This window comes from Bacillus sp. SLBN-46, assembly GCF_031453555.1.
Lineage (GTDB): Bacteria > Bacillota > Bacilli > Bacillales > Cytobacillaceae > Neobacillus.
Window position 1 is genome coordinate 1,958,128 of the sequence record NZ_JAVIZM010000001.1, and the last position, 24,428, is coordinate 1,982,555.

Below are 24,428 nucleotides of genomic sequence, written 5' to 3' on the forward strand. Positions count from 1 at the left end.
TGAAAGTTGCCAGAAAAACTGTTATCATTTTACATAAAGCACACGTGTTAGTAGTAATTTGTATTTTTTTGTGGAATTACAAAGCATTTTTTATGGTGTGGTCGGGGGGAGTTAATTGGACAAAATACAGCAACACTTTATACGTATCCGAAAGCTGCTCGATATTACTTTTTTTCGCTTGCTTTTTTTCTTTGTATTAGGCTCTGTCCTTTTTTCAGCAATGTACAGTAATGTTAAGCCGGAAAAATTAGAATTAAGCTTATTTTCTGTTGCTGAAAAAACCATTCGTTCCCCTGGGACAGTAGAGGACAAGAAAAGTACTGAAAATAAACGCGAAGATGCACTTGACCAGGTACAAGATGTTTATACATTAAAAAAAGAATATACTCAAAATAGAGTGGATTTAATTACCTCCATTTTTCAATCAGCAATTGATGTAAATAACGAAATGAAAGAGGAATTAAAGAAGCTGACTGAACAGGCAACAGAAGATACTCCTATTAAAGAAGAACCAAGTACGGAGGATAAAGTAACGAGATTAAAAGCAAAATTAACGTCTAGTGCTTCAAAGGATCTCTCTACTCAAGTTCTAACTGCATTAGTACAAGCGAATAATGAGGATCTATCTATTGCAAGAGATATGACAGTGACAGCCATTAACAATGTAATGACTAAAAGAATCTCTGCAGATGAGGTAGAAAATGCAAAAAAGAGAGTGGAAGAGGAGTTAAAATATACAACACTTAGTGAAAACCTAAGAATAGCCTCGATTGAGCTTGGTAGGTATGCTATTATTCAAAATGAATTCTATGACCCAACAGCAACAGAAGAGCTGCGAAATCAAGCGGTTGAAAGTGTAGAACCTGTAAAGATTTTACAAGGTCAGGTTATTGTTGAAGAAGGGGAATTAATTACGCAAGATATCTATCGTCAACTTAAGCTGGCAGGACTTTTAAGCACAGAAAAATCGTTTAAACCGTTTATCGGATTGATAGTGCTTGTCACCATTATTCTTTCTGCCATTTACTATTATTTTTATCAAATGAAATCGTTGCCTGAGAAAAGACAGACCTACCTGCTGTTATTTGGAATTATCTTTATCCTCTCCATCTTTATTATGAAAATAATAAGTATGCTTCAAATATTTAATTTTGGAGGTATTGGCTATATATTTCCTGCTGCGATGGGGGGCATGCTAATAAAGATTCTAATTGACGAGAAGCTTGCGATTTTTATGTCCATTATTATGGCGATTTGCGGCAGTCTCCTTTTTAATGAGGGAATGGCAGGAACGCTAAACTTTTCTGAAGGCATTTACATTTTGTTTAGTGCTATTGCGGGGATTTTATTTTTAAGCAAAAAAAATCAACGTTCGAAAATTTTACAGGCAGGTACCTTTGCTGCTCTGATCAATCTTCTAACCATTTTGGCGTTAATGTTTCTACCCAATGGTCAGTATTCTGGGGTTGAATATGGGAATTACTTCATTACAGCCCTTGTTTCAGGAATTGGTTCTGCGGTATTGACCATAGGATTATTACCTTTTTTTGAAGCTAGTTTTGGAATTTTATCAACAATGAGGCTGATTGAACTTTCTAATCCCAATCATCCACTGCTCAGGAAAATCCTAATGGAAGCTCCTGGTACATATCATCACAGTGTGATGGTGGCCAACTTAGCTGAATCGGCATGTGAAGCGATAGGAGCGAATGGGCTTTTAGCGAGAGTAGGAAGTTATTATCATGATATCGGTAAGACGAAAAGACCAAACTTTTTCATAGAAAATCAAATGCATTTAGAAAATCCTCATGACCGTCTACCGCCGGATAAAAGTGCAAATATTATTATTGCGCATGTCACTGATGGCTCTCATATACTCAGAAAACATCATATGCCAAAAGAAATTGTCGATATCGCAGAACAGCACCATGGAACAACCCTATTAAAATTCTTTTATCATAAGGCACTTCAAGATGAGACAGCTATAAAGGAAGATGATTACCGTTATCCTGGTCCGAAGGCACAAACAAAAGAATCCGCCGTTGTAGGGATTGCAGATAGTGTAGAGGCCGCTGTTCGTTCATTGTCGAAACCTACGCCGGAATTAATAGAATCACTCGTTAAGAAAATTGTTGCAGACAGGCTTCAAGATGGTCAGTTAAATGAATGTGATATAACGTTAAAAGAGATTGAGACAGTCTCCCATACGTTATGTGAAACACTGAAAGGGATATTTCACTCAAGGATTGAATATCCAGAAATGACAAAGAAGAAGGTGAAAGAAGCATGACTTTACTAATTGATTGTGCTGACGAGACGAATGAATTATCTGAAGAACAAATGCTTGATGTGGAAAGGATTTTAGCGTTTGCCGCTAAGAAACTAAATGTTGAAGAACATAGTGAAGTGTCTGTAACATACGTTACAAATGAAAGAATTCATGAAATAAACCGAGAGTATCGTGATAAGGACACTCCAACAGACGTTATTTCTTTTGCTATGGAAGAACTAGGTGAAGGTGAAGTGGAGCTAAAGGGTGTGGATATGCCTCGAGTCTTAGGAGATATCATCATCTCTGTCCCTAAAACAAGGGAACAGGCGGAAGAGTATGGTCATTCCTTTCAAAGAGAGTTAGGTTTTTTAGCGATACATGGATTTTTGCATCTCTTAGGATATGATCATATGACTGAAGAGGAAGAAAAAGAAATGTTTACATTGCAAAAGGAAATTTTTAACGAGTATGGACTTACAAGATAAAAGAAAGCCACAACCACTGCTGGGGTCATTTTCATATGCTGTTACAGGGATCCTTACCGCGCTTCATTCAGAGAGGAATATGAGGATTCATTTGATCAGCTCGATAGTGGTCTTTCTCTTGTCCATCTTCTTTTCAATAACAAGAATGGAATGGATAGTCATCCTTTTCGCTATTGGCGGTATGTTCTCCTTAGAGTTAATAAATACTGCTATTGAAAGGGTGGTGGATCTCGTAACGAAGGAATACCACCCTCTCGCAAAACAAGCAAAGGATATAGCGGCAGGGGCTGTATTCCTTTATGCGGTTCTTTCAGTGATCGTTGGAAGTATCATTTTTATTCCATACATATTTAAGCTATTCAAGTAGGTATTTATTAAACATTTTAAATGTATTTGAAATGGTGCAGGGAATTCGGTAAAATGAATTACCAACTTTCATTACTAGACAAGTTGAGTTATGAGAAAATTCTAATTTTTAAAAATTTTATATTACTTTTTCGCTACAAGTAATGATTTTCTCTCGTTTTTAATGTAAAATAAAGGAACAGCAGAAACCTGCTGGAAGGGAAGAAGAGCTAGTGAACATCGAACAATTAATTGAAGAAGCAAAAAAAGCAAGAGATAAAGCTTATGTTCCGTATTCCAAATTTGGAGTTGGAGCAGCCTTATTAACAACAGATGGAAAAGTATATCATGGTTGTAATATTGAAAATGCCGCATATAGTATGTGCAACTGCGCAGAACGCACAGCTTTATTTAAAGCCTATTCTGAAGGTGATCGGAATTTTCAATTGCTCGCCGTTGTTGCCGATACAGATCGCCCATGTTCTCCTTGTGGAGCGTGTAGACAAGTAATATCCGAACTTTGTCCAAGAGACATGAAAGTTATATTAACGAACCTAAAAGGGGATATTCAGGAAATTACAGTCGAAGAATTATTGCCTGGTGCCTTTTCTCCGGAGGACTTACATGCAGAATAATGGGAATGGAAACGGATACAAATCGGGATTTATCTCCATTATTGGGCGCCCCAATGTTGGGAAATCAACCTTTCTAAATCGAGTGATTGGACAGAAAATTGCTATCATGAGTGATAAGCCCCAAACCACACGGAACAAGATTCAAGGTGTGCTAACGCTTAATGACGCTCAAATGATTTTTATTGATACACCAGGGATCCATAAACCAAAACATAAATTAGGCGACTTTATGATGAAGGTTGCACAAAATACACTAAAAGAAGTTGATTTAGTATTATTTATGGTGAACGCCGAAGAAGGATTTGGCAGGGGTGAAGAATTTATTCTTGAAAAGTTCCAAACAGTTAATACTCCAATCTTTCTTGTAATAAATAAAATTGACCAGATTCATCCAGATGATTTATTGCCAATTATACAGTCTTATCAAGAAAAGTACGCGTTCAAAGAAATTGTTCCAATATCTGCTCTTGAAGGAAATAATGTGGAGCGTCTTCTTGATCAAATTAAATCCTTCTTACCAGAGGGACCACAGTACTATCCAGCTGACCAAGTAACAGATCATCCAGAGCGGTTTATCATAACAGAGCTCATCAGGGAAAAAGCATTGCATTTAACAAGGGAAGAAATCCCTCACTCTTTGGCTGTTGTTTTAGACAAAATGGAGCGTAAAGAGGGCAAGGATATCATTCATGTTATGGCAACTGTAATTGTGGAGAGAGATTCACAAAAAGGTATTATTATCGGAAAACAAGGAAGCATGTTAAAAGAAATTGGAAAGCGTGCCAGGGTAGATATTGAAAATCTTCTTGGATCTAAGGTTTTCCTAGAGTTATGGGTAAAAGTTCAAAAAGATTGGCGTAACAAAATGTCCCAACTTCGTGATTATGGCTTTAATGAAGATGAATATTGAGACAATAACCCTAACTAAAATATTACGATATAGATCAAATTATGCATGGACAACATTAACAATTTTTTCGTCTTATGATTTTTGCGCAGGCAGGCTATGATAAATGTAAGGTTTGGGATTGAATTAAAGCTAGTCTAAATATTGAAAGGTGGGGTTTTCGATGATGGATTTTACGTGGAAAGTATTCCTCCAAACAGGTAATATTGACACATATCTTCTCTTCAAAGAGCTTGAGAAGGAAAACCAAGAAATACCCGGAAATCTGAATGAAGAGCTAGCACAAATCGATTTTCCCGTTTCATAAGTTTGTCTTCGTACTACTTTAGAAGGTGAAATTTATGCTTCAAAAGTGTGAAGGCATCGTCATTAGAACGACAGATTATGGTGAAACCAATAAAATAATAACAATATTTACAAGGGAGTGGGGGAAGATAGGTGTTATGGCGAGAGGCGCTAAAAAGCCCAACAGCCGCCTTTCTTCCGTTACCCAGCTTTTTACACATGGTTATTTTTTGGTACAAAGAGGTTCTGGATTAGGCAGTCTCCAACAGGGGGAGATTGCTACTTCCTTAAGGTCAATTGGTGAAGATATATTCTTAACTGCGTATGCGAGTTATATTGTTGAATTAACTGATAAATGCACCGACGAAAAAAAACCAAACCCTTTTCATTTTGAATTGCTTCTCCAAACATTGAACTACATGAACGAAGGCTATGAACCTGATATTCTGATGAATATCTATGAAATGAAAATGTTAAATGTAATGGGCTTATATCCAGTCTTGAATCAATGTTCCGTTTGCGGCAGTACAGACGGACATTTTTCTTTTTCCATTCGGGAAGGCGGCTTTATTTGTCACAGATGTTTAGAAAAAGATCGATACCATTATAAATTATCACCAGCTACAGTTAAATTATTAAGGCTATTTTATTATTTTGATCTTTCTAGACTAGGAAATATATCTGTTAAAGCAGAAACGAAGGCCGAACTAAAAAATGTGATTGACGCATATTATGAAGAGTACTCGGGACTGCACTTAAAAACAAAGAAATTTCTTAACTCCATGGATCAATTTCGTAATCTCTTATGATAGCTATGTTGACAATAGCAGAAGTTTTGGTTAATATTTTGGATAATAAAATATTTGCATTGACGGAAAAGAGTAATTAGATTTCTCTCTATAAAAGCGAACCTAGGATGGTGAGAGCTAGGGTATAGGGCACTAATGAAGGCGTTCCTGAGCAATTTGGTGTTGATTAGGCACATTTAAGGAGGCTGCTATTACAAGCAGCAAATAGGGTGGAACCGCGGGTAACTCTCGTCCCTATGCTATTAAGCATAGGGGTGGGAGTTTTTTTATTTGCTTAAATAGGCTCCCCTGTTTTAAAGGCATTAAAGCTAGATATTTTTTAGAAAAGGAGCAATAAAAATGAGTAATGTAACGATGGAGCAAATTGTTGCACATGCAAAGCACAGAGGATTTATTTTTCCGGGGTCAGAGATTTATGGTGGCCTTGCAAACACATGGGATTACGGTCCATTAGGTGTTGAGTTCAAAAACAATATCAAACAGGCATGGTGGAAGAAGTTTGTTCAGGAGTCCCCTTACAATGTGGGCTTGGACGCGAGTATTCTGATGAATCCAAGAACATGGGAAGCGTCTGGACACATTGGAAACTTTAATGATCCAATGATTGATTGTAAAAACTGTAAAGCGCGCCACCGCGCAGATAAATTAATAGAAAATGCTCTTGATGAAAAAGGTATTGAAATGGTTGTTGATGGCTTACCGTTTGAGAAGATGGAAGAGCTTGTCAAAGAGCATAATATAGCATGTCCGGATTGTGGAAGTCATGATTTCACAGGAATCCGACAGTTTAATCTTATGTTTAAAACCTTCCAAGGGGTTACTGAGTCAAGCACCAATGAGATTTTCCTTCGACCTGAAACAGCTCAAGGGATTTTTGTAAACTTTAAAAATGTACAACGTACAATGAGAAAGAAATTACCATTTGGTATTGCTCAAATTGGAAAAAGCTTCCGCAACGAAATTACACCAGGTAATTTTACCTTCCGTACACGTGAGTTCGAACAAATGGAGCTTGAATTTTTCTGTAAACCAGGAGAAGAGCTTACATGGTTTGATTATTGGAAGAATTTCGCTGAAGGCTGGTTAGATTCTTTAGGTCTTACAAAAGAAAATTTAAGACTGCGTGACCATTCTGAAGATGAACTTTCTCACTATAGTAATGCAACAACAGATTTTGAATATAAGTTTCCATTTGGCTGGGGTGAGCTTTGGGGTGTTGCTTCAAGAACAGATTATGATTTGAAGCAGCATATGGAATTTTCAGGTGAGGATTTCCATTACCTTGATCCGGAAACGAATGAAAAGTATATTCCTTACTGTATCGAACCATCACTCGGTGCGGATCGCGTTACATTGGCATTTTTAATTGATGCATATGAAGAAGAAGAGCTTGAAGATGGTACTTCTAGAACAGTTATGCATTTTCATCCTGCACTAGCACCGTTTAAGGCAGCCATTCTTCCGTTATCCAAGAAGTTATCTGATGAGGCAAAGGAAGTTTTTGCTACATTATCTAAATATTTTACTGTTGATTATGACGAGGCTGGTTCTATCGGTAAACGTTACCGCCGCCATGATGAAATCGGAACACCGTTCTGTATTACCTATGATTTTGACTCAAAAGAAGATCAAATGGTAACAGTCAGAGACCGTGATACCATGGAGCAAACAAGAATCCCAATCGCGGACTTAGTTAGCTTCCTTCAAGAAAAAATGGTATTTTAATTTGCAATAATTAAAGGTGTGGGAAACCACACCTTTTTGTCATGAAAGGGATGCTTCCGCCTTTAAGATAATTAGTATATAATATTTCTATTAAAGTATAACGTTATCATAGGAATAGGGTTCATTAGGAACCCGTACTAAGGGTGGTGAGGACAATCGAACTGACAAAACGCCAGGAACATATTCTACAAATAGTAAAGGAAAATGGGCCGATAACAGGGGAGCATATCGCGGATCAATTAAGTTTGACCAGAGCAACCTTAAGACCTGATCTTGCCATACTAACGATGGCTGGTTTCCTTGATGCCAGACCACGTGTGGGATATTTTTATACGGGAAAATCAGGAGCCCAATTATTAACAGAAAACCTTCAAAAGATCTATGTGAAGGATTACCAATCCATTCCTGTTGTAGTGAATGAGAATGTTTCGGTCTACGACGCTATATGTACAATGTTTCTTGAAGATGTGGGAACATTATTTGTAGTTGATCAAAGCACTCTTTTAGTTGGTGTTCTTTCTAGAAAGGACTTGCTAAGAGCGAGTATCGGGAAGCAGGAACTTACAAGTATACCTGTAAATATTATTATGACCAGGATGCCTAATATTACAATGTGTGAGCGGGAAGATCTACTGATTGATATTGCCAAGAAATTAATTGAAAAACAAATCGATGCTCTTCCGGTGGTGAAGAGATCTGAAAAAGGTTTTGAAGTAATTGGCAGAATAACGAAAACGAATATAACCAAAGCTTTTGTTGCTTTAGGAGATGAATAAGGTTAGATAACTTGAATAGAGGAGCTGTTGGGGGAGAATGAGTTTACCAATTATTTATGTAGTGTCTGATTCGGTTGGAGAAACAGCAGAATTAGTGACCAAAGCGGCAATAACCCAATTTAATGGTTCTGGTATGACATTAAAAAGATTTCCCTACGTGGAAGACAGGGAACATATTGATGAAGTCCTCTCACTTGTTTCTCTTGATAAGGGAATGATTGCCTTTACACTAGTTAAACCGGACATGCGTACATATATGCAGGAACGTGCGGAAAAGGAAGGAATCATTGCTGTAGATCTTATTGGGCCGATTATGGATCAAATTCAACTTTACAGCGGAAAAACTCCATTATGTGAGCCTGGACTTGTCAGAAAGTTGGACGAGGATTATTTTAAAAAAATTGAGGCGATTGAATTCGCCGTTAAATATGATGATGGCCGAGATCCAAGAGGTATCTTAAAGGCTGATATAGTATTAATTGGTGTTTCTAGAACCTCTAAAACTCCACTATCTCAGTACTTGGCCCACAAACGCTTAAAAGTGGCAAATGTTCCACTTGTACCTGAGGTCGACCCGCCAGAAGAACTTTTTAAGGTTCCTATTGAAAAATGCTTTGGTCTAAAGATTAGCCCTGAAAAGTTAAATAATATTAGACGTGAACGATTACGGTCCCTAGGATTAAATGACCAGGCTAGTTATGCGAATATTGAACGGATAAAAGAAGAATTAACCTTTTTTGAAAAATTAGTTTCAAGAATTAACTGCCCTGTTATTGATGTGACCAATAAAGCTGTTGAGGAAACAGCGAATGTTATTTTAAATTATATTCAAAAAGGTAGACCGTAAGCACATAATCAATTGATTATGTGCTTTTTTATGAAAAAAACTAAAAAAATAATACAAAATAATTATGGTAAAATGATAATGATTGTACTATAATAAAAAATTGTGATAAAAATATATCTTTTTAGGTTTAGAGTTGCTTGTGAACGAATAAACTATTTATTGTTAGATGTCAAGGCAACCCCCTAAAAAAAATTCGACATAAATCCTTTTTGTAAAAGTTATCACTTTAAGAAGGAATATGCGGAGTGATGTAGAATTAATACTTATGCAAAAAGCATTCCACTATTTATGTGGATGCAGATTCATGCCTGGTTAAAGAGGAAATTGTCGATTTATCCGTCAATTTTATTGGTTGCTTCCTACAATCACCATGTCACGAACCATTCTACATAGGCAAACTGGAAATAGGTTGATGTTGGAAAGGAAGCTGCTGACTTGTTCATTATGAACCATACGGCAAAAGAGACATTACCATCACTCAGGATATTGGACTTGCATAACCTTACTTTTAAAGGGTGTTCAAATTTTTATCTCCAAAGGGAGTGTTATTTAAGGAGAATGCAATATAAAGTTTTACGGCAGAATTAACAAAAATTTTGTCGAAATTTGCAGGAATTTAAAGATTGCCTGCCGAATACCTGTTAGTATAAATGGAGATGTTCACATGGCAGACCGTATTGCCGAAGAAAAGATTGATCAAGTTCGTCAAGCTGTTGATATTGTCGAAATAATCAGCGATTATGTTCAACTGAAAAAGCAGGGGCGAAATTACTTCGGACTATGTCCTTTCCATGGTGAAAGCACCCCTTCATTTTCAGTATCGCCTGATAAACAAATTTACCATTGTTTTGGATGTGGAGCAGGTGGGAATGTTTTTTCTTTCTTAATGGAACTTGAAGGTATGTCGTTCCAGGAAGCAGCCATTAAACTAGCTGCGAGAGTTAATATTGATCTCGATATTAAAATGTCTTCGGTTTCTGGAGAGAAGAAGGTTTCCAAAGAATTTCAATCTATGCTCGATGCCCATGAGTTATTAAGGAAATTTTACCATCACTTACTAGTAAATACAAAGGAAGGTCAGCACGCATTAGAGTATTTATTAGATAGAGGTTTTTCAAGGGAATCAATTGATAAGTTTCAAATAGGGTATTCATTAAATTCATGGGATTTTGTTTATAAGTTCTTATCTAAAAGGGATTTTTCGCCTGAATGGATGGAAAAAGCCGGACTAATTATCCAGCGGGAAAGAGACGGGACATATTTTGATCGATTTAGAGATCGAATCATGTTTCCAATTTCCGACCGAAATGGTAATACGATTGCATTTTCAGGGAGATCACTTGGGGCCGATGAGCCCAAATATTTAAATAGTCCCGAAACCGCAATCTTTAATAAAAGTAAAATTCTATATAATTATCATTTAGCTAAACCAAGTATAAAAAAATTGCAACATGCTGTTTTGTTTGAGGGATTTGCCGATTGTATTGCAGCAGATCGATCTGGTGTAGAGAATGGTATTGCCACAATGGGGACTTCTTTGACTGATGAACATATAGCACTATTACGTCAAAGTGTTCAATCCATAACAATTTGCTATGATTCTGATAAGCCTGGGATTGAAGCTGCCTATCGAGCAGGTAGTCACTTAAATGATGCGGGTTTCCAAATCAAGGTGGCTATGATGCCAGATGGAATGGATCCTGATGAATATATAAAAAAAAATGGCTCTGAAAAATTTCGCAATGAAGTAATTGGTGCAAGCTCAACCTGGATGGGTTTTAAATTTCTTTACTTTAGAAGAGGAAAAAATCTTCAAATTGAAGGAGATCGGCTTGCGTATATCGAACAAATAATTAAAGAAATCAGCAAATTAAATAAGGCTGTTGAAAGAGATCATTACTTAAGACAGCTCGCTGGTGAATTTTCACTTTCGTTGGATGCTTTAAAACAGCAGCAAAAACAAATCTTCTTCGAAGAAAAAAGAAAATCCAACGGAAAGACTGAATCAAGTAATAAACCACCACTGAAAATTGTTAAGCAGGTGAACGAGTTAAAACCCGCACATTATACTGCTGAGAGGCGTTTAATTGCGCATATGCTAAAAAATCGTGATGTTGCTTACAAGGTTCAGGATTTATTACAGCAAAACACGTTTAATATGGATGAACATCAGGCAATAATAACATATCTGTTAGGATTTTATGAAGATCACTTAGAACCTGATTCTAGTGCGTTTTTAACCTATATTCAAGATGAAAATCTTAGAAGAATGGTTGCAAATATTGAAATGATGTCCATTAATGATGAATTAAGTGACCAAGAATTAACTGATTATATCAAACAGGTGTTGAATTATCAAAAAATGCTAAAGATAAAAGAAAAAGAAGTGGAACAAAAAGAAGCAGAGCGACAGGGTGAATTTAGTAGAGCTGCTGCAATTGGTATTGAAATTATTCAATTGCGTAAATCGTTATAGATTCCATTTTAGTGTCTTTGATTCTGGAAGGAGGAGGACATATGGCTGCTGAAAAATCAGCCCGTTCAAAAGAGGCCGAGAATGAACTGACCTTTGAACAAGTAAAAGATCAGTTAACTGAATTAGGAAAAAAAGTTGGTGTCCTTGCCTATGATGACATTGCCGAAAAAATGGCTAATTTTGATTTAGAATCTGATCAAATGGATGAATTTTATGAATTCCTGGGAGATCAAGGGATCGAATTAGTCGGCGATAGTGAGGAAGCTCCAAACAGTAAACAATTATCAAAAGATGATGACGAAGAATTTGATTTAAATGATCTTAGCGTTCCTCCAGGTGTTAAGATTAATGACCCAGTTCGTATGTATTTAAAAGAGATTGGACGCGTTGACTTACTTTCTGGTGAAGAAGAGATTAAACTCGCCAACCGTATTGAAGAAGGTGACGAGGAAGCGAAGCGCCGTTTGGCTGAAGCAAACCTACGTCTTGTCGTAAGTATAGCAAAGCGCTATGTAGGTCGCGGAATGCTATTTCTAGACCTGATTCAAGAAGGAAATATGGGTCTAATTAAAGCAGTTGAAAAATTCGATTATCGTAAAGGCTTTAAGTTTAGTACCTATGCAACATGGTGGATTCGCCAAGCCATTACAAGGGCAATTGCGGACCAAGCGAGAACCATTCGTATCCCTGTTCATATGGTTGAAACGATTAACAAACTTATCCGTGTTCAACGTCAATTACTACAGGATCTTGGACGTGAACCAACACCAGAAGAAATTGGGGAAGATATGGATTTAACCCCAGATAAAGTAAGGGAAATTCTAAAGATTGCTCAAGAGCCTGTTTCATTGGAAACACCAATTGGTGAAGAAGATGATTCTCATCTTGGTGATTTCATAGAAGACCAAGATGCAACGTCTCCTTCTGAACATGCGGCTTATGAATTATTAAAAGAGCAATTAGAAGACGTTCTCGATACTTTGACAGATAGGGAAGAAAATGTCCTTCGCCTACGTTTTGGATTGGATGATGGCCGGACTCGTACACTAGAAGAAGTAGGGAAAGTCTTTGGAGTAACCCGCGAGCGAATTCGTCAAATTGAAGCGAAAGCATTGCGGAAATTACGTCATCCAAGCCGGAGCAAACGGTTGAAAGATTTCTTAGAATAAATTTATTCAATTAATGGTTTACTCTTTAAGGGAGTAAACTTTTTTTTGTCTTTTTATAAAAATTTACATTGAAAGCACTTACTGTATTTGAGTTTATTTTACTGAATTGTCTCTCATTTTGCAAATAGGCACATTGATTTATTCATTCGTTTTGATGAATTTTATTTTCTTGAAAAAGGAATAAACTTGTTTTAGTTTCTTATTCTCTGTGTTAATAGTGTAAGTCCTTTTCTTGAAACTTTGTTGTATCACTATTTTTGTTATTTTTAAATAATTAATTATTTTATAAAATTTTTAAATGTTGAGAAATCTTGGTTGTTTCTTTTATAATAAATAAAGAAAGCGCATACAAAGTTGTTTCAAGGGGGATAAAAATGAATTTCGACTTAACAGCTGAACAAGATATGATTAAACGGACCATTCGCCAATTTGCAGATGAAGAGGTAGCACCTGGTGCTATTGAAAGAGATAAAACTAAACAATTTCCAGTAGAGATCTTTAAAAAGCTTGCTGAAATGGGGATTATGGGACTTCCATTCCCTGAAGAATACGGCGGTGCTGGAGCAGATACTGTCAGCTTTGCGATTGTAACTGAAGAATTAAGTAGAGCTTGTGCATCGACAGGGATTACCTATTCTGCTCATATTTCATTAGGTGGGGCTCCGCTCTATTTGTTTGGGACTGAAGAACAAAAGCAAAAATATTTAACTCCTATTTGTACTGGGGAATCATTTGGTGCATTTGGTTTAACGGAACCCAATGCTGGTTCAGATGCGGGCGGTACAAGAACCTCCGCTAGAGAAGCGAATGGTGAATTCATAATAAATGGAAATAAGTGTTTCATTACTAACGCAAGCTTCGCTAAGCATTTAGCCTTAACTGCTATTACTGGTGAGAATAATGGGAAGAAAGAAATCAGTGCGATTATTGTTCCTACTAATTCTGACGGCTTTACGATCATTGATAATTACGAAAAGATGGGTTTGAATGCTTCGAATACCACAGAGCTTGTATTAGAGGATGTAAGAGTTTCTTCAGAAAATCTTTTAGGAAAGCGAGGAGAGGGATTTAGACAGTTTTTGATTACGCTTGATGGGGGTCGAATTGGGATAGGAGCTATGGCAGTGGGGATTGCTCAGGGTGCGTATGAGAAGGCACTTGCCTATGCAAAGGAACGAAAGCAATTTGGAAAATCCATTTCCTCTTTCCAAGCCATTCAGTTTAAATTAGCCGATATGGCAATGAAAATTGAATTGGCCAGAAATATGGTGTATAAAGCGGCTTGGTTAAAAGATCAAGGCAGAGCGTTCTCAAAAGAAGCTGCTATGTGTAAACTATATGCATCTGAAATCTGTATGGAAGTAACGAGTCAAGCTGTTCAGATACATGGTGGATACGGATATATGAAGGAGTATCATGTAGAAAGAATGATGCGTGATGCAAAACTGCTTGAAATTGGTGAAGGGACATCTGAAGTTCAACGAATGGTTATTTCGCGATTAATTGGTTGTTAAAAGTAAATATGGGAAAGCTAAGAGAGGTAAATTAATTATTTTCATTAATTTACCTCTTTTTTCTTTTTTACAAAGATTATAGTGATAAAATAAGTTTAGGGCTTTTCCTTCTGTTCATTTTCAAGTAAAATAGTAATTGTTTGTAGACTATTTATTTATTAACAGATGTTCGTACATAAGGGAGGTTAATTCATGAAACGTAATCCAGTAATTCCTTTTATTCTTATCATGGTTTTTGGACTTGTACTTGTATTTGTCATGTCTTTCAAAGGCCTTGGTGATATGAAAGAAGTAGCTAGTGAGAAGGGTGAAGGAAATGGCAGCGAGAAGACGGAAGTAGCTGCATCTAAGCCAGAAGACATTTATAAGCAAACATGTGTTGCTTGTCACGGTGATCAGTATCAAGGGGTAGTGGGTCCTACGTTAAAGGGTGTAGGCGGCAAATACTCTAAGGATCAACTTATAGAAATCGTGACAAAAGGTAAAGGGAACATGCCTGCTGGTCTAGTTCCACAAGAACAAGCAGCAGCAATGGCAGATTGGTTAGCAAATATCAAATAATGTATCGTCATAAAAGAAGTCCTTTGCATATGTGAAGGACTTTTTTTATACTTAGAAAAGTAATTAATGATTTTATTGTAAAGTGGTGGTTTTTTGAATACTGATAAATTATCAATCCGATTAGCTACAGTGGCTAAATATGTACCAGCTGGATCTAGGATTGCAGATATTGGCTCTGATCATGCGTATTTACCTTGTTACTTAGCCAAGACTACAGGAATCTCTTTTGCCATTGCTGGAGAGGTTGCTGCAGGACCATACCATTCCGCCGAAAGAAATGTTCAATCTGAAGGTTTATCTTCTATTATTTCAGTACGAATGGGTGATGGGTTAGAAGTCATTCAACCAGGAGAAGTGGATTGTATTACTATAGCAGGAATGGGTGGCTCTTTAATCACAAGTATATTAGAAAATGGGAAAGAAAAGCTCAGGTCTGTCAAGCGGTTAGTATTGCAACCTAATATTAGTGCGATTTCTATACGAAAATGGTTCTTGGAAAATAATTGGGAACTTATTGCGGAAGAAATTATGGAAGAAGACGGGAAAATTTACGAGGTCCTTGTTGCTGAAAAAGGAAATTCCTTTAAACCCTATGAAGATCAGTTATTAGAAAGTGGTCTTTTATTAGGTCCTTTTCTAAGTCAAAATCAAGAACCAGCCTTTCAAAAAAAATGGAACATGGAAATAAAAAATTGGAAGCGAATAGTAGATCAGTTAGAGAGCGCAGGCGAAACGGCTGAAACAGTAGAAAAAAAGCAAGAGTTATTGAACAAGATAAGGCTAGTTGAGGAGGTATTGAAACTTGAAGAATCCTAACGGGCATGAGATTATTCAGCTTTTTGAACAGTTTTCACCGAAATCCTTAGCCATGGAAGGCGATAAAATTGGCTTGCAAGTTGGAAGGTTAAACAAAAAGGTTGATCGAGTGATGATTGCTCTTGATGTGTTGGAAGATGTAATAGATGAAGCTATAGAAAAAAATGTGCAACTGATCATTGCACATCATCTATCCAATTATTTTTCGTCCACTAAAAAATGTACTAACAGATACAACACAAGGTAGAATGGTTGAAAAGCTATTAAAACACGATATTGCAGTATATGCAGCACACACCAATCTGGACGTTGCAAAGGGAGGAGTAAACGACCTCTTGGCAACTGCATTAGAATTACAGGAACAAGAAGTACTAGTCCCTACCTTTGACACGAAGTTAAAAAAATTAGTGGTTTTTGTACCTGCAAGCCATGCAGAAGAAATTAGAAACGTACTTGGCAAATCCGGAGCAGGTTTTATAGGGAATTACAGTCATTGTACCTTCTCTACAAGTGGTACCGGGCGGTTTCTACCTGGTGAGAATACAAATCCCTTTGTGGGACACCCTGGTCAGTTAGAAGAGGTAGATGAGATTCGAATTGAGACCATAATTCCAGAACCGCTTCTAAAAAAAGCCATCACTGCAATGATTAAAGCACATCCTTATGAAGAGGTAGCTTACGATGTATATCCTACTGAAAATAAAGGGGAAGTGCTTGGTCTAGGTAGGATAGGGAAAGTTAGTGAAATGACTCTTGGAGAGTTTGCAGAAAAAGTAAAGACCGCACTTGATGTGGAACGAGTAAGAGTAGTTGGCGACCTAGCTTCGAAGGTTAGGAAGGTTGCTGTTTTGGGTGGCGATGGAAATAAGTATTTCATGAACGCCAAGTTTAAAGGTGCCGATGTCTATGTAACAGGTGATATATATTATCACACTGCACATGACGCCATGATGCAAGGCCTTAATATGATTGATCCTGGGCATAACGTTGAAAAGGTCATGAAAAAAGGATTGACAGCAGCCTTGCAAAAGATGTGTAGAGAAGAAGGGTATGAAGTAGAGATATTCCCTTCTGAAGTAAATACGGATCCTTTCCAATTCATATAAACATATAAAAAGAACCGGTCTAACGTTAGACGCGGTTCTTTTCATATTACTCGTTTTCAGCCTTTTTAACCTTCGGTAATATTCTACTTAGTTGAACTTTTTTTCTTCGTTCCCAAGTGGCTTCATTGTTCGGATCAAATTGTTCTAAGAACGTTATGACTTCCTTTGTAATAGGAGTAGGTGTGGAGGCTCCGGATGTAACAGCAACCGTCTTAGCATCCTTAATCCAATCAATTTCTAACTCGGTAATATCGGCAATACGATACGCTCTTGTACCAGCAATTTCTTCTGAAACCTGTGCAAGGCGATTAGAATTATTACTTTTTGGATCTCCTACAACAATAGTAACGTCAGCTTCAGTGGCCTGATCGGCAACTGCCTCTTGGCGTATTTGGGTTGCATGGCAAATTTCATTATAAACCTCAACATGAGGATATTTTTGTTGAACCCTTTTCATCGTATCCGAAACATCCCATTGACTCATAGTCGTTTGGTTCGTTACGAGAAGCTTCTCACAATCAATGGTTAATGCTTCAACATCACTCGGGGTTTCCACCAGATGAACCATGCCAGGAGCAACACCTACAGCCCCTTCTGGTTCTGGATGCCCTTTTTTCCCAATGTAAATGATGTGATAACCTTGCTGGGTCTTTTCTTCAATGAGGTCATGTGTTCTTGTTACGTCAGGACATGTTGCATCAATGGTTACAAGGCCTTTCTTTTTAGCAAGTTCACGTACTTCTGGAGAAATCCCGTGGGCAGTAAAAATAACTGTCCCTGATTCTACCTTATCAAGAATATCTTTTCTGTTTTTTCCATCTAGTGTGATGATTCCTTCTTCCTCGAAAGCATCTGTTACATGTTTATTATGAACAATCATCCCTAAAATGTAGATCGGACGAGGTAAAGATTTATCTAATGCGGCGTTTCTGGCGATGACCATAGCGTCGACCACACCATAACAGTATCCGCGTGGAGATATCTTAATGATTTGCATATATGAAGTCCTCCTAAAAGACATTGTTTAATAGACTATGTATTTATTATATAAAACTAATAGATAGAATACAAAGATACATTTTTCCTTTTAGAATAGCGAGAAATAAAAAAGAATGCTGTTTCCAGCATTCTTATGTTAGATGTACATTTTCGGAATGGAATTTCCTCTTGGTTGTTGTCCGCTACTTTTTGCGGGCTTTTGTTGCTTCTTTTGACTAGATTGTTTTCCTGTACGGCGATTTTCAGTTTGCTCGTTTGTTGAAGACTCTTCATCCATAACGGCTACTGATTGATTACTTTTCCCATCTGTTGATTCTTCCGTACTCTTTGATGCATTCTTAAATCCTTTATAGAGCTTCCACATGGCCGGGAGATTCTTGACCATTGGACCATACTGTTGAATGACAGGACCTATAGATTGTGCTGTTCTTAATACTTGTTGGGTATTATTGAGAATAGAGGATAAACCGCCTGGGTTACTTAAGGACTGGAGTAATCCACCTGCACCACCTGATGCAGCTCTGCCAGCTCCTTGTGCACCCATAAGTCCACCTGCACCGCCGGCTTGGTTTCCTCTACCTAGTATTTTTGAAAGCAGTCCGCCGCCACCGTTCATTTGTCTTCCCATCGATCCCATCATCGGATTTCTTCCCCCAAATGGATTGGCAGTTGGCCTCATCATTTGGTTTCCTCCTCCAAAGGGGTTAATACTAGGTCCCATCATTGGGCTTCTTCCGGCAAAAGGATTGTTCCCAGCTCCCATCATTGGATTTCTGCCTCCAAACATACCTGGGCCTCCCATACCGCCTTGCATAGGTACTCTTGGTCTTGGTTGCATACCACGACCTCCTTTCGTTCCCTCATGCTTTAAAATATGCATTTACCCTAATTTGGTTTAGGTATTCTACACAAGTTATTAACTAAATTTCATTTTAAAAATCGGATAAAATGTAAAAGATGAGAAATATATAGATAGTTAGCTGGTGATTTAAGAGAAACTTTAATATAATAACATGATGGAATGAAAAGTGTAGGCACATGCTGGTAAGAAAAACTACATTAAACCATTGGATATTTTTTAGAATAAGGAGCCCTTATATGAAAGTAAATAAATTTGATCGTTTTAAGTTTCAACCTTTTATTATAGATTCGCTGAATAAGTTTGGTTTTTATAGTCCAACGGAAATTCAGGAACGGATGATTCCATTAGTGCTTAAGGGAGAAAGTGCCATTGGCCAATCCCAAACAGGAACAGGTAAAACATTTGCCTATGTATTACCTATCCTTGAAAAAATTGATCCAAAGCGTCAAGAGGTACAAGCAGTTATTACTGCACCAACAAGAGAATTAGCCTCACAAATTTATCATCAAATCTTAAAAGTAACAGAAAACTGCAGTCCAGATAGTCAAATCATGACAAGATGCTATATTGGTGGCACTGACAAACAGCGGACCATTGAAAAATTAAAGGTACAACCTCAAATCGTTGTTGGTACTCCAGGACGAATAAAAGATTTAATGGTTGAACAAGCTCTTTTCATTCATACATCAGAAATCCTTGTTGTTGATGAAACAGACATGATTCTAGATATGGGATTTATTGAAGATGTGGATCAGGTAGCTGCAAAGATGCCGGAGAACTTGCAAATGCTTGTCTTTTCTGCGACCATACCTGAAAAACTTAAACCTTTTTTAAAAAAGTATATGGAAAATCCAAAAACGGTTCATATTGATCCAAAAAATAAAGCTGCTGAAAATTTAGAGCATGCTCTTTTACCATCCAGACATCGCAGTAAGAAGCAGCTTGTTCATGATGCCCTTCTAGCCTACAATCCCTATTTAGCGATTGTTTTTACGAATACTAAAAAAATGGCTGAAGAGGTAGCTTACTACTTAAATGAAAAAGGGCTAAAGGTTGGCCGTGTTCATGGAAACTTAAACCCACGAGAACGTAAAAAAATGATGAAGCAAATTCAGGATTTGGAGTTCCAATATATCGTGGCAACTGACCTTGCCTCAAGGGGTATCGATATTGAAGGTGTCAGCCATGTTATAAACTATGAACTTCCAACAGATTTGGATTTTTATATCCATAGGGTAGGAAGAACAGCGAGAGCAGGCAATACAGGGATTGCCCTTACCATTTATGAGAGTTCCGATGAAGATGCGTTAAACAAGTTAGAAAAAATGGGTATTCAATTTAAACATGTGGATCTTAAAAAAGATGGATTTGTTGAAATAGATGAACGAAATAAGAGAAAGACAAGAGTTAGAAAAGAAGATGAAGCAGCTAAAACAGCTAAAACTCTAGTGAAGAAGCCGCAAAAAGTAAAGCCAGGCTATAAAAAGAAAATGCAATGGGAAATGGACAAAATCAAGAAACGTCAGCGGAAATTGAACCAGAAAAAGAAATAAGAGATTGAATGGAGAGGAACGAGATGTTAAAAATTGGGTCACACGTGTCAATGAGCGGAAAAGATATGTTGCTTGCAGCTAGTAAAGAAGCAGTATCTTATGGTGCAAATACGTTTATGATCTATACAGGTGCTCCACAAAATACCAGAAGAAAGAAAATTGAAGACCTGAACATCGAAGAAGGAAGAAAGCATATGGAGGAGAATGGAATCTCAGAAATTATTGTCCATGCTCCTTATATCATTAATATTGGGAATACCACAAATCCTGACACATTTGAGTTAGGTGTAAGGTTCCTCCGCAGTGAAATAGAAAGAACAGAAGCGCTTGGTGCAAAGCAAATTGTCCTTCATCCTGGTGCCCATGTGAGTGCAGGCACAGAGGCAGGGATTAAGAAAATTATTGAAGGATTAAATGAGGTTTTGACCGGTAAGGAACAATTGCAAATTGCCTTAGAGACCATGGCTGGAAAAGGATCTGAGTGTGGTAAATCTTTTGAAGAAATTGCAATGATTATGGATGGGGTTAATTATAGTGATAAATTATCCGTCTGTTTCGATACATGCCATACGCATGATGCCGGCTATAACATTGTGGAAGACTTTGATGGTGTTTTAAATGAATTTGATAAAATTGTTGGCCTGGAGAAGCTAAAGGTACTACATATCAATGATAGTAAAAATGCAGTTGGTATGAGGAAGGACCGCCATGAAAATATTGGCTTTGGTCATATTGGCTTTAAGGCTCTCAATTATATCGTTCACCATCCCCAATTGATGGATGTTCCTAAGATTCTTGAAACTCCTTTTGTTGGAGAAGATAAGAACAATAAAAAAGCACCGTATAAACATGAAATCGAGATGCTACGCAATCAGACATTTAATGAAAATCTGTTAGATGTAATCATGCAATCATAAGAAAAAGCTGTGCAATCTGCACAGCTTTTTTCAATGAAGTTTTTATTTATTGCTTAGTAATCTGCATTAATAATTTATTGACTTCGCGCGCTGTTTCGGGACCAGCAGCTTTTGCAATTTCTTTTACTAATTTACTTCTTTGTGTATCATCAAAAATATTTATGTTTTTACCACGTAAGTATTCTGCAATCTTCCTAGCCTGTTGCTGGTTTACTTTAATATTAAATTGATTGGCATATTTGACTAACTCTTCAGCAGTAATCGTGTTGATCTTATGATTAATGATGTTTTCAAATATTTTCACCCTCATCACTCCTCCATGCTAATGTATGAAAAACAAACGGGAGTGTGACAAAGGATTTAAAAAGTGGAGTGCACCTGCCTAGTTGCTGTATGCTTTACAATCAGAATATCGTATTGTATACTACATTAAGTTAAATCGGAATGATTCTTATAATTAAAAGTGAGAGTGCAAAATATGCAATCAATAATTGATATTCAACATTTATTTTATCGATATGAAAAGGATACAGTCTTAGAGGATATAAACATGTCCATTCCTGACGGTTCATTTTTAGCTATTGTGGGTCCAAATGGATCAGGAAAATCAACATTGTTAAAATTGATATTAGGGCTATTAAAACCCCAAAAAGGTGACATCACTTTATTTGGTCAAGAAATCTCTAAATTTAAAGATTGGCAGAAGATCGGGTATGTGTCACAAAAGGCTAATTCATTTAACACAGGTTTCCCTGCTACCGTTTTTGAAGTAGTGGCAAGCGGGTTAACAAAAAAGCTCGGTTTGTTTACGTTCTTTAAAAAGGAACATTCGATGAAGGTATTTGAGGCATTAGAAGCAGTTGGCATGAGAGAATTCAGTAACAGAAATATTGGAGAACTCTCTGGTGGTCAGCAACAAAGAGTGTTTATTGCCCGAGCACTAGTCAGTGAACCCAAATTGCTGATTCTTGACGAACCAACGGTAGGAGTGGATGCTGAGAATGTAAATTCCTTCTATCAAATGCTCGGTGATTTAAACCAAAATCGTGCGATTACATTGCTGTTGGTGACACACGATATTGGCACTATTTCCGATAAGGTTACCCATGTTGCTTGCTTAAATAAACATTTACATTTCCATGGTGAAACAAAAGAATTTGAAGAGTTGAGAGGGGAAGGGATGTCTGAGTTTTATGGCCATGACGTTCATTTACTCGCTCATCACCATGAACACGGAGGCGCCAAAAAATGATTCAAGGAATTTTTCATTATGAATTTTTACAAAATGCCTTCTTAACCGGAATCATGATCGGGATACTAGCTCCATTGCTCGGTGTTTTTATCGTTGTGAGAAGATTATCTTTAATTGCTGACGCACTTAGTCATGTCACACTTGCGGGTATTGCAGCCAGCCTTCTTATTGAAAAGAAATTTGCCATCATGGCAGGCTTAAATCCTCTATATTTAGGTATGGTTTTCTCAGTAGGCGGATCATTATTTATTGAAAAACTAAGAGGGGTTTATAAACACTATCAGGAGCTTGCTATTCCCATTATTTTATCAAGCGGGATTGGACTAGGCGTTATCTTTATTTCACTTGCGAATGGATTTAATACAGACTTGTTCAGTTATTTGTTCGGTAGTGTTTCTGCTGTTAGTCGTACAGACCTATGGGTTATTCTTATCATAAGTATTTTGGTTATTCTGGTTATAATTTTCTTGTATAAAGAGTTGTTTTTGCTGTCTTTTGATGAAGAGCATGCGAAAGCATCTGGGATTGCTGCTAAAAGTATTCATTTCATCTTTATTGTTATGGTTGCTTTGGTTATTGCAGCCTCTATGAGAATTGTTGGAATTCTATTGGTATCCTCCTTAATGACGTTGCCAGTTGCTGCCAGTATTCGGATCGCAAAGGGATTTAAACAAACCATTTTCTTATCCGTTCTTTTTGGTGAATTAGCAGTATTGGGCGGCCTTTTTATTGCCTACTATGTAGATTTGGCTCCAGGTGGGACCATTGTTATGCTTGCAGTTCTTATTCTTGTATGTTCTATTTTTTACAAAAAATTAACTGGTGCATTAGGAGGTGGTGCTAAATGAACGTTAACGAAGCAATCCAATACCTAAAGGAAAATGGATTTAAGCAAACAGGAAAAAGAGAAGACATGCTTCAATTGTTTGCTGACAGCGATAAATATTTAACCGCTAAGGATGTCCTTGATCAGTTAAAGGATGATTATCCAGGTTTAAGTTTTGATACGATTTATCGTAACCTATCCTTATTTGTTAATATGGGGATTTTAGAAATGACAGAGTTATCTGGGGAAAAACATTTCCGTTTTACTTGTTCGAGCAGCCACCATCATCACCATTTTATCTGCTTAGACTGTGGTAAAACCAAAAAAATTGAAACCTGTCCAATGAATGGTCTAAGTGAAAATTTGAAAGGCTACGATGTCTCAGGACATAAATTTGAGATATATGGCCGCTGTCCGGAATGCTTGAATTAGAGAAAAAAACAGCTTGTGGGAGCACAAGCTGTTTTTATTATCCTATAAATGGAAGCTGGCCATTTGAGGTTTGACTCCTTGTTGTTTTAACCATTCGTCAACCCAATCATTAGCCTCTATCCAGTTATTAACCCGTATAACCCCATTTGGAATAGGGTCTTGATTGTACGGGGTATCAAATAAAATAACCGGAATCTTACATTCTTCATGAATCATGACCGCATTATCATGTTTATCCTCGAAAAAGATTTCCACTTTATGCTTTTTTACTGTTTCCACTTTATCGTGGGAACCAATTAATTCAATATGGTCAAAGATTAATCCTTGGTCAAAAAACCAATTCTCAGTGACTTCAAGTAAATGGGAGCCCCTAGCACTAATAAAGAACAGTTCATGTTTATGTTTCCACTTGTTAAGGACTTTTTTTGCACCTGTTGCAAGCGGAGATTCTTTATAGATAAGTGGTTCATTCTTTGCAAACCATTGTGCAAATTCTTTCTCCGATACATTAACAAATGGCGTTAAATCATATTGATTCACGTCTTCGTACATAATTTCCATTCCAAAATCTTTGTTGATAAAAGGCAGTATCGATTTAGGGCAAGTTACCGTTCCATCGATGTCAATTCCAAATCTTCTTCTCATTAGGCTCACCTTCAAATTGCAATAGACTATCTTTATTTTACCAAAGACAGCTTAACAATAAAGTATTTATTTATAAGTAAATTTTTTCGGTAAATGAAATAAAAAACTAATACAGTTAAACATTAACATATTAAAAATTTGAAGGAAGCTAACAATAATAAATGCTCCTATTACTGAAAGTGAGGGATTAGGATGGCAGACGAAAGAGACACAA

24 protein-coding genes, 1 pseudogene and 1 other annotated feature are annotated in these 24,428 nt (G+C 37.0%); of the genes and pseudogenes, 21 read left to right on the top strand and 4 right to left on the bottom strand.

The genetic code is table 11. The annotated features are described in order from the left end of the window. The first annotated feature begins 115 nt into the window (after nucleotides 1-115). From QFZ87_RS09945 to QFZ87_RS10020, 16 genes and pseudogenes are all read left to right on the top strand, one after another. Entirely contained in the window at nucleotides 116-2,290 is a 2,175-nt protein-coding gene (locus tag QFZ87_RS09945) for an HD family phosphohydrolase (RefSeq protein ID WP_309860568.1), read from the top strand. Continuing rightward, complete coding sequence (ybeY, locus tag QFZ87_RS09950; protein ID WP_309860570.1) at nucleotides 2,287-2,757, top strand: rRNA maturation RNase YbeY; 471 nt, start codon at nucleotides 2,287-2,289, stop codon at nucleotides 2,755-2,757. Before QFZ87_RS09945 ends, ybeY begins: the two co-directional genes overlap by 4 nt. Continuing rightward, nucleotides 2,741-3,124, top strand: a complete 384-nt coding sequence (locus QFZ87_RS09955; protein ID WP_309860572.1) for a diacylglycerol kinase family protein — start codon at nucleotides 2,741-2,743, stop codon at nucleotides 3,122-3,124. The genes ybeY and QFZ87_RS09955 overlap by 17 nt, the downstream gene beginning before the upstream one ends. Before the next feature lie 211 nt (nucleotides 3,125-3,335). After that, nucleotides 3,336-3,737, top strand: a complete 402-nt coding sequence (locus QFZ87_RS09960; RefSeq protein ID WP_309860574.1) for a cytidine deaminase — start codon at nucleotides 3,336-3,338, stop codon at nucleotides 3,735-3,737. Further along, the gene (gene era / locus QFZ87_RS09965; RefSeq protein ID WP_309860576.1) at nucleotides 3,727-4,647 is read left to right on the top strand and encodes a GTPase Era; all 921 of its coding nucleotides are present in this window, start codon (nucleotides 3,727-3,729) and stop codon (nucleotides 4,645-4,647) included. The genes QFZ87_RS09960 and era overlap by 11 nt, the downstream gene beginning before the upstream one ends. Nucleotides 4,648-4,807: 160 nt before the next feature. Next, a complete protein-coding gene (locus tag QFZ87_RS09970; protein WP_024030127.1) occupies nucleotides 4,808-4,951 on the top strand; it encodes a YqzL family protein in 144 nt (47 codons plus the stop codon). A 34-nt stretch (nucleotides 4,952-4,985) separates the two neighbouring features. Beyond that, a complete protein-coding gene (gene recO, locus QFZ87_RS09975) occupies nucleotides 4,986-5,738 on the top strand; it encodes a DNA repair protein RecO (RefSeq protein ID WP_308083138.1) in 753 nt (250 codons plus the stop codon). Nucleotides 5,739-5,788: 50 nt separating this feature from the next. After that, nucleotides 5,789-5,977, top strand: a binding site (T-box leader). A 100-nt stretch (nucleotides 5,978-6,077) separates the two neighbouring features. After that, a complete protein-coding gene (locus QFZ87_RS09980) occupies nucleotides 6,078-7,463 on the top strand; it encodes a glycine--tRNA ligase (RefSeq protein ID WP_309860581.1) in 1,386 nt (461 codons plus the stop codon). Nucleotides 7,464-7,609: 146 nt separating this feature from the next. Next, nucleotides 7,610-8,239, top strand: a complete 630-nt coding sequence (ccpN, locus tag QFZ87_RS09985; protein ID WP_309867751.1) for a transcriptional regulator CcpN — start codon at nucleotides 7,610-7,612, stop codon at nucleotides 8,237-8,239. 37 nt (nucleotides 8,240-8,276) lie between these two features. After that, nucleotides 8,277-9,086, top strand: coding sequence for a pyruvate, water dikinase regulatory protein (locus QFZ87_RS09990; protein WP_309860583.1), 810 nt, complete (start codon nucleotides 8,277-8,279; stop codon nucleotides 9,084-9,086). A gap of 664 nt (nucleotides 9,087-9,750) precedes the next feature. Further along, a complete protein-coding gene (gene dnaG / locus QFZ87_RS09995) occupies nucleotides 9,751-11,562 on the top strand; it encodes a DNA primase (protein WP_309860585.1) in 1,812 nt (603 codons plus the stop codon). Nucleotides 11,563-11,603: 41 nt separating this feature from the next. Continuing rightward, nucleotides 11,604-12,731: an RNA polymerase sigma factor RpoD gene (rpoD, locus tag QFZ87_RS10000; RefSeq protein ID WP_309860586.1), complete on the top strand. Its 1,128-nt coding sequence runs from the start codon at nucleotides 11,604-11,606 to the stop codon at nucleotides 12,729-12,731. A 374-nt stretch (nucleotides 12,732-13,105) separates the two neighbouring features. Continuing rightward, the gene (locus QFZ87_RS10005) at nucleotides 13,106-14,245 is read left to right on the top strand and encodes an acyl-CoA dehydrogenase family protein (protein ID WP_309860588.1); all 1,140 of its coding nucleotides are present in this window, start codon (nucleotides 13,106-13,108) and stop codon (nucleotides 14,243-14,245) included. A 192-nt stretch (nucleotides 14,246-14,437) separates the two neighbouring features. Further along, a complete protein-coding gene (gene cccA / locus QFZ87_RS10010; protein ID WP_309860590.1) occupies nucleotides 14,438-14,806 on the top strand; it encodes a cytochrome c550 in 369 nt (122 codons plus the stop codon). A gap of 93 nt (nucleotides 14,807-14,899) precedes the next feature. Continuing rightward, complete coding sequence (locus QFZ87_RS10015) at nucleotides 14,900-15,622, top strand: tRNA (adenine(22)-N(1))-methyltransferase (protein WP_309860592.1); 723 nt, start codon at nucleotides 14,900-14,902, stop codon at nucleotides 15,620-15,622. Beyond that, nucleotides 15,609-16,728, top strand: a pseudogene (locus tag QFZ87_RS10020) (Nif3-like dinuclear metal center hexameric protein). Before QFZ87_RS10015 ends, QFZ87_RS10020 begins: the two are co-directional and overlap by 14 nt. Nucleotides 16,729-16,774: 46 nt before the next feature. On the opposite strand, the gene QFZ87_RS10025 reads toward QFZ87_RS10020, so the two are convergent. Further along, on the bottom strand, nucleotides 16,775-17,725 hold the full coding sequence (locus tag QFZ87_RS10025) for a 4-hydroxy-3-methylbut-2-enyl diphosphate reductase (protein ID WP_309860595.1): 951 nt from the start codon (nucleotides 17,723-17,725) through the stop codon (nucleotides 16,775-16,777). A gap of 138 nt (nucleotides 17,726-17,863) precedes the next feature. Continuing rightward, a complete protein-coding gene (vrrA, locus tag QFZ87_RS10030) occupies nucleotides 17,864-18,565 on the bottom strand; it encodes a VrrA/YqfQ family protein (protein ID WP_309860597.1) in 702 nt (233 codons plus the stop codon). Between the two features lie 260 nt (nucleotides 18,566-18,825). Here vrrA and QFZ87_RS10035 point away from each other — a divergent pair, with 260 nt between their 5' ends. Then, entirely contained in the window at nucleotides 18,826-20,142 is a 1,317-nt protein-coding gene (locus tag QFZ87_RS10035) for a DEAD/DEAH box helicase (RefSeq protein ID WP_309860599.1), read from the top strand. A gap of 23 nt (nucleotides 20,143-20,165) precedes the next feature. Beyond that, nucleotides 20,166-21,059 (top strand): deoxyribonuclease IV, encoded by an 894-nt coding sequence (locus QFZ87_RS10040; RefSeq protein WP_309860600.1) that lies wholly within the window; start codon nucleotides 20,166-20,168, stop codon nucleotides 21,057-21,059. Between the two features lie 46 nt (nucleotides 21,060-21,105). Here the strand turns inward: QFZ87_RS10040 and QFZ87_RS10045 are convergent, their stop codons facing one another. Then, nucleotides 21,106-21,363, bottom strand: a complete 258-nt coding sequence (locus QFZ87_RS10045; RefSeq protein WP_309860601.1) for a DUF2624 domain-containing protein — start codon at nucleotides 21,361-21,363, stop codon at nucleotides 21,106-21,108. A 174-nt stretch (nucleotides 21,364-21,537) separates the two neighbouring features. Here QFZ87_RS10045 and QFZ87_RS10050 point away from each other — a divergent pair, with 174 nt between their 5' ends. From QFZ87_RS10050 to zur, 3 genes are read left to right on the top strand one after another with little or no spacing between them, the layout of a single operon-like run. Further along, nucleotides 21,538-22,311: a metal ABC transporter ATP-binding protein gene (locus QFZ87_RS10050; protein WP_309860602.1), complete on the top strand. Its 774-nt coding sequence runs from the start codon at nucleotides 21,538-21,540 to the stop codon at nucleotides 22,309-22,311. Then, nucleotides 22,308-23,159 carry a metal ABC transporter permease gene (locus QFZ87_RS10055; RefSeq protein ID WP_309860603.1) on the top strand — a complete coding sequence of 284 codons (852 nt, stop codon included), beginning with the start codon at nucleotides 22,308-22,310 and terminating at the stop codon, nucleotides 23,157-23,159. Before QFZ87_RS10050 ends, QFZ87_RS10055 begins: the two co-directional genes overlap by 4 nt. Further along, complete coding sequence (zur, locus tag QFZ87_RS10060; protein ID WP_308083155.1) at nucleotides 23,156-23,569, top strand: zinc uptake transcriptional repressor Zur; 414 nt, start codon at nucleotides 23,156-23,158, stop codon at nucleotides 23,567-23,569. The genes QFZ87_RS10055 and zur overlap by 4 nt, the downstream gene beginning before the upstream one ends. A 42-nt stretch (nucleotides 23,570-23,611) precedes the next feature. On the opposite strand, the gene QFZ87_RS10065 is transcribed toward zur, so the two are convergent. Next, nucleotides 23,612-24,214: a 5' nucleotidase, NT5C type gene (locus QFZ87_RS10065; RefSeq protein WP_309860604.1), complete on the bottom strand. Its 603-nt coding sequence runs from the start codon at nucleotides 24,212-24,214 to the stop codon at nucleotides 23,612-23,614. Nucleotides 24,215-24,428: the final 214 nt, after the last annotated feature.

What these genes read in the sequence shown, in the direction of transcription:
- ybeY (WP_309860570.1), top strand. Translation starts at nt 2,287, where the DNA reads ATGACTTTACTAATTGATTGTGCTGACGAGACGAATGAATTATCTGAA.
- QFZ87_RS09955 (WP_309860572.1), top strand. Translation starts at nt 2,741, where the DNA reads ATGGACTTACAAGATAAAAGAAAGCCACAACCACTGCTGGGGTCATTT.
- era (WP_309860576.1), top strand. Translation starts at nt 3,727, where the DNA reads ATGCAGAATAATGGGAATGGAAACGGATACAAATCGGGATTTATCTCC.
- QFZ87_RS09970 (WP_024030127.1), top strand. Translation starts at nt 4,808, where the DNA reads ATGATGGATTTTACGTGGAAAGTATTCCTCCAAACAGGTAATATTGAC.
- recO (WP_308083138.1), top strand. Translation starts at nt 4,986, where the DNA reads ATGCTTCAAAAGTGTGAAGGCATCGTCATTAGAACGACAGATTATGGT.
- QFZ87_RS09980 (WP_309860581.1), top strand. Translation starts at nt 6,078, where the DNA reads ATGAGTAATGTAACGATGGAGCAAATTGTTGCACATGCAAAGCACAGA.
- QFZ87_RS09990 (WP_309860583.1), top strand. Translation starts at nt 8,277, where the DNA reads ATGAGTTTACCAATTATTTATGTAGTGTCTGATTCGGTTGGAGAAACA.
- dnaG (WP_309860585.1), top strand. Translation starts at nt 9,751, where the DNA reads ATGGCAGACCGTATTGCCGAAGAAAAGATTGATCAAGTTCGTCAAGCT.
- rpoD (WP_309860586.1), top strand. Translation starts at nt 11,604, where the DNA reads ATGGCTGCTGAAAAATCAGCCCGTTCAAAAGAGGCCGAGAATGAACTG.
- QFZ87_RS10005 (WP_309860588.1), top strand. Translation starts at nt 13,106, where the DNA reads ATGAATTTCGACTTAACAGCTGAACAAGATATGATTAAACGGACCATT.
- cccA (WP_309860590.1), top strand. Translation starts at nt 14,438, where the DNA reads ATGAAACGTAATCCAGTAATTCCTTTTATTCTTATCATGGTTTTTGGA.
- QFZ87_RS10025 (WP_309860595.1), bottom strand. Translation starts at nt 17,725, where the DNA reads ATGCAAATCATTAAGATATCTCCACGCGGATACTGTTATGGTGTGGTC.
- vrrA (WP_309860597.1), bottom strand. Translation starts at nt 18,565, where the DNA reads ATGCAACCAAGACCAAGAGTACCTATGCAAGGCGGTATGGGAGGCCCA.
- QFZ87_RS10035 (WP_309860599.1), top strand. Translation starts at nt 18,826, where the DNA reads ATGAAAGTAAATAAATTTGATCGTTTTAAGTTTCAACCTTTTATTATA.
- QFZ87_RS10040 (WP_309860600.1), top strand. Translation starts at nt 20,166, where the DNA reads ATGTTAAAAATTGGGTCACACGTGTCAATGAGCGGAAAAGATATGTTG.
- QFZ87_RS10050 (WP_309860602.1), top strand. Translation starts at nt 21,538, where the DNA reads ATGCAATCAATAATTGATATTCAACATTTATTTTATCGATATGAAAAG.
- QFZ87_RS10055 (WP_309860603.1), top strand. Translation starts at nt 22,308, where the DNA reads ATGATTCAAGGAATTTTTCATTATGAATTTTTACAAAATGCCTTCTTA.
- zur (WP_308083155.1), top strand. Translation starts at nt 23,156, where the DNA reads ATGAACGTTAACGAAGCAATCCAATACCTAAAGGAAAATGGATTTAAG.
- QFZ87_RS10065 (WP_309860604.1), bottom strand. Translation starts at nt 24,214, where the DNA reads ATGAGAAGAAGATTTGGAATTGACATCGATGGAACGGTAACTTGCCCT.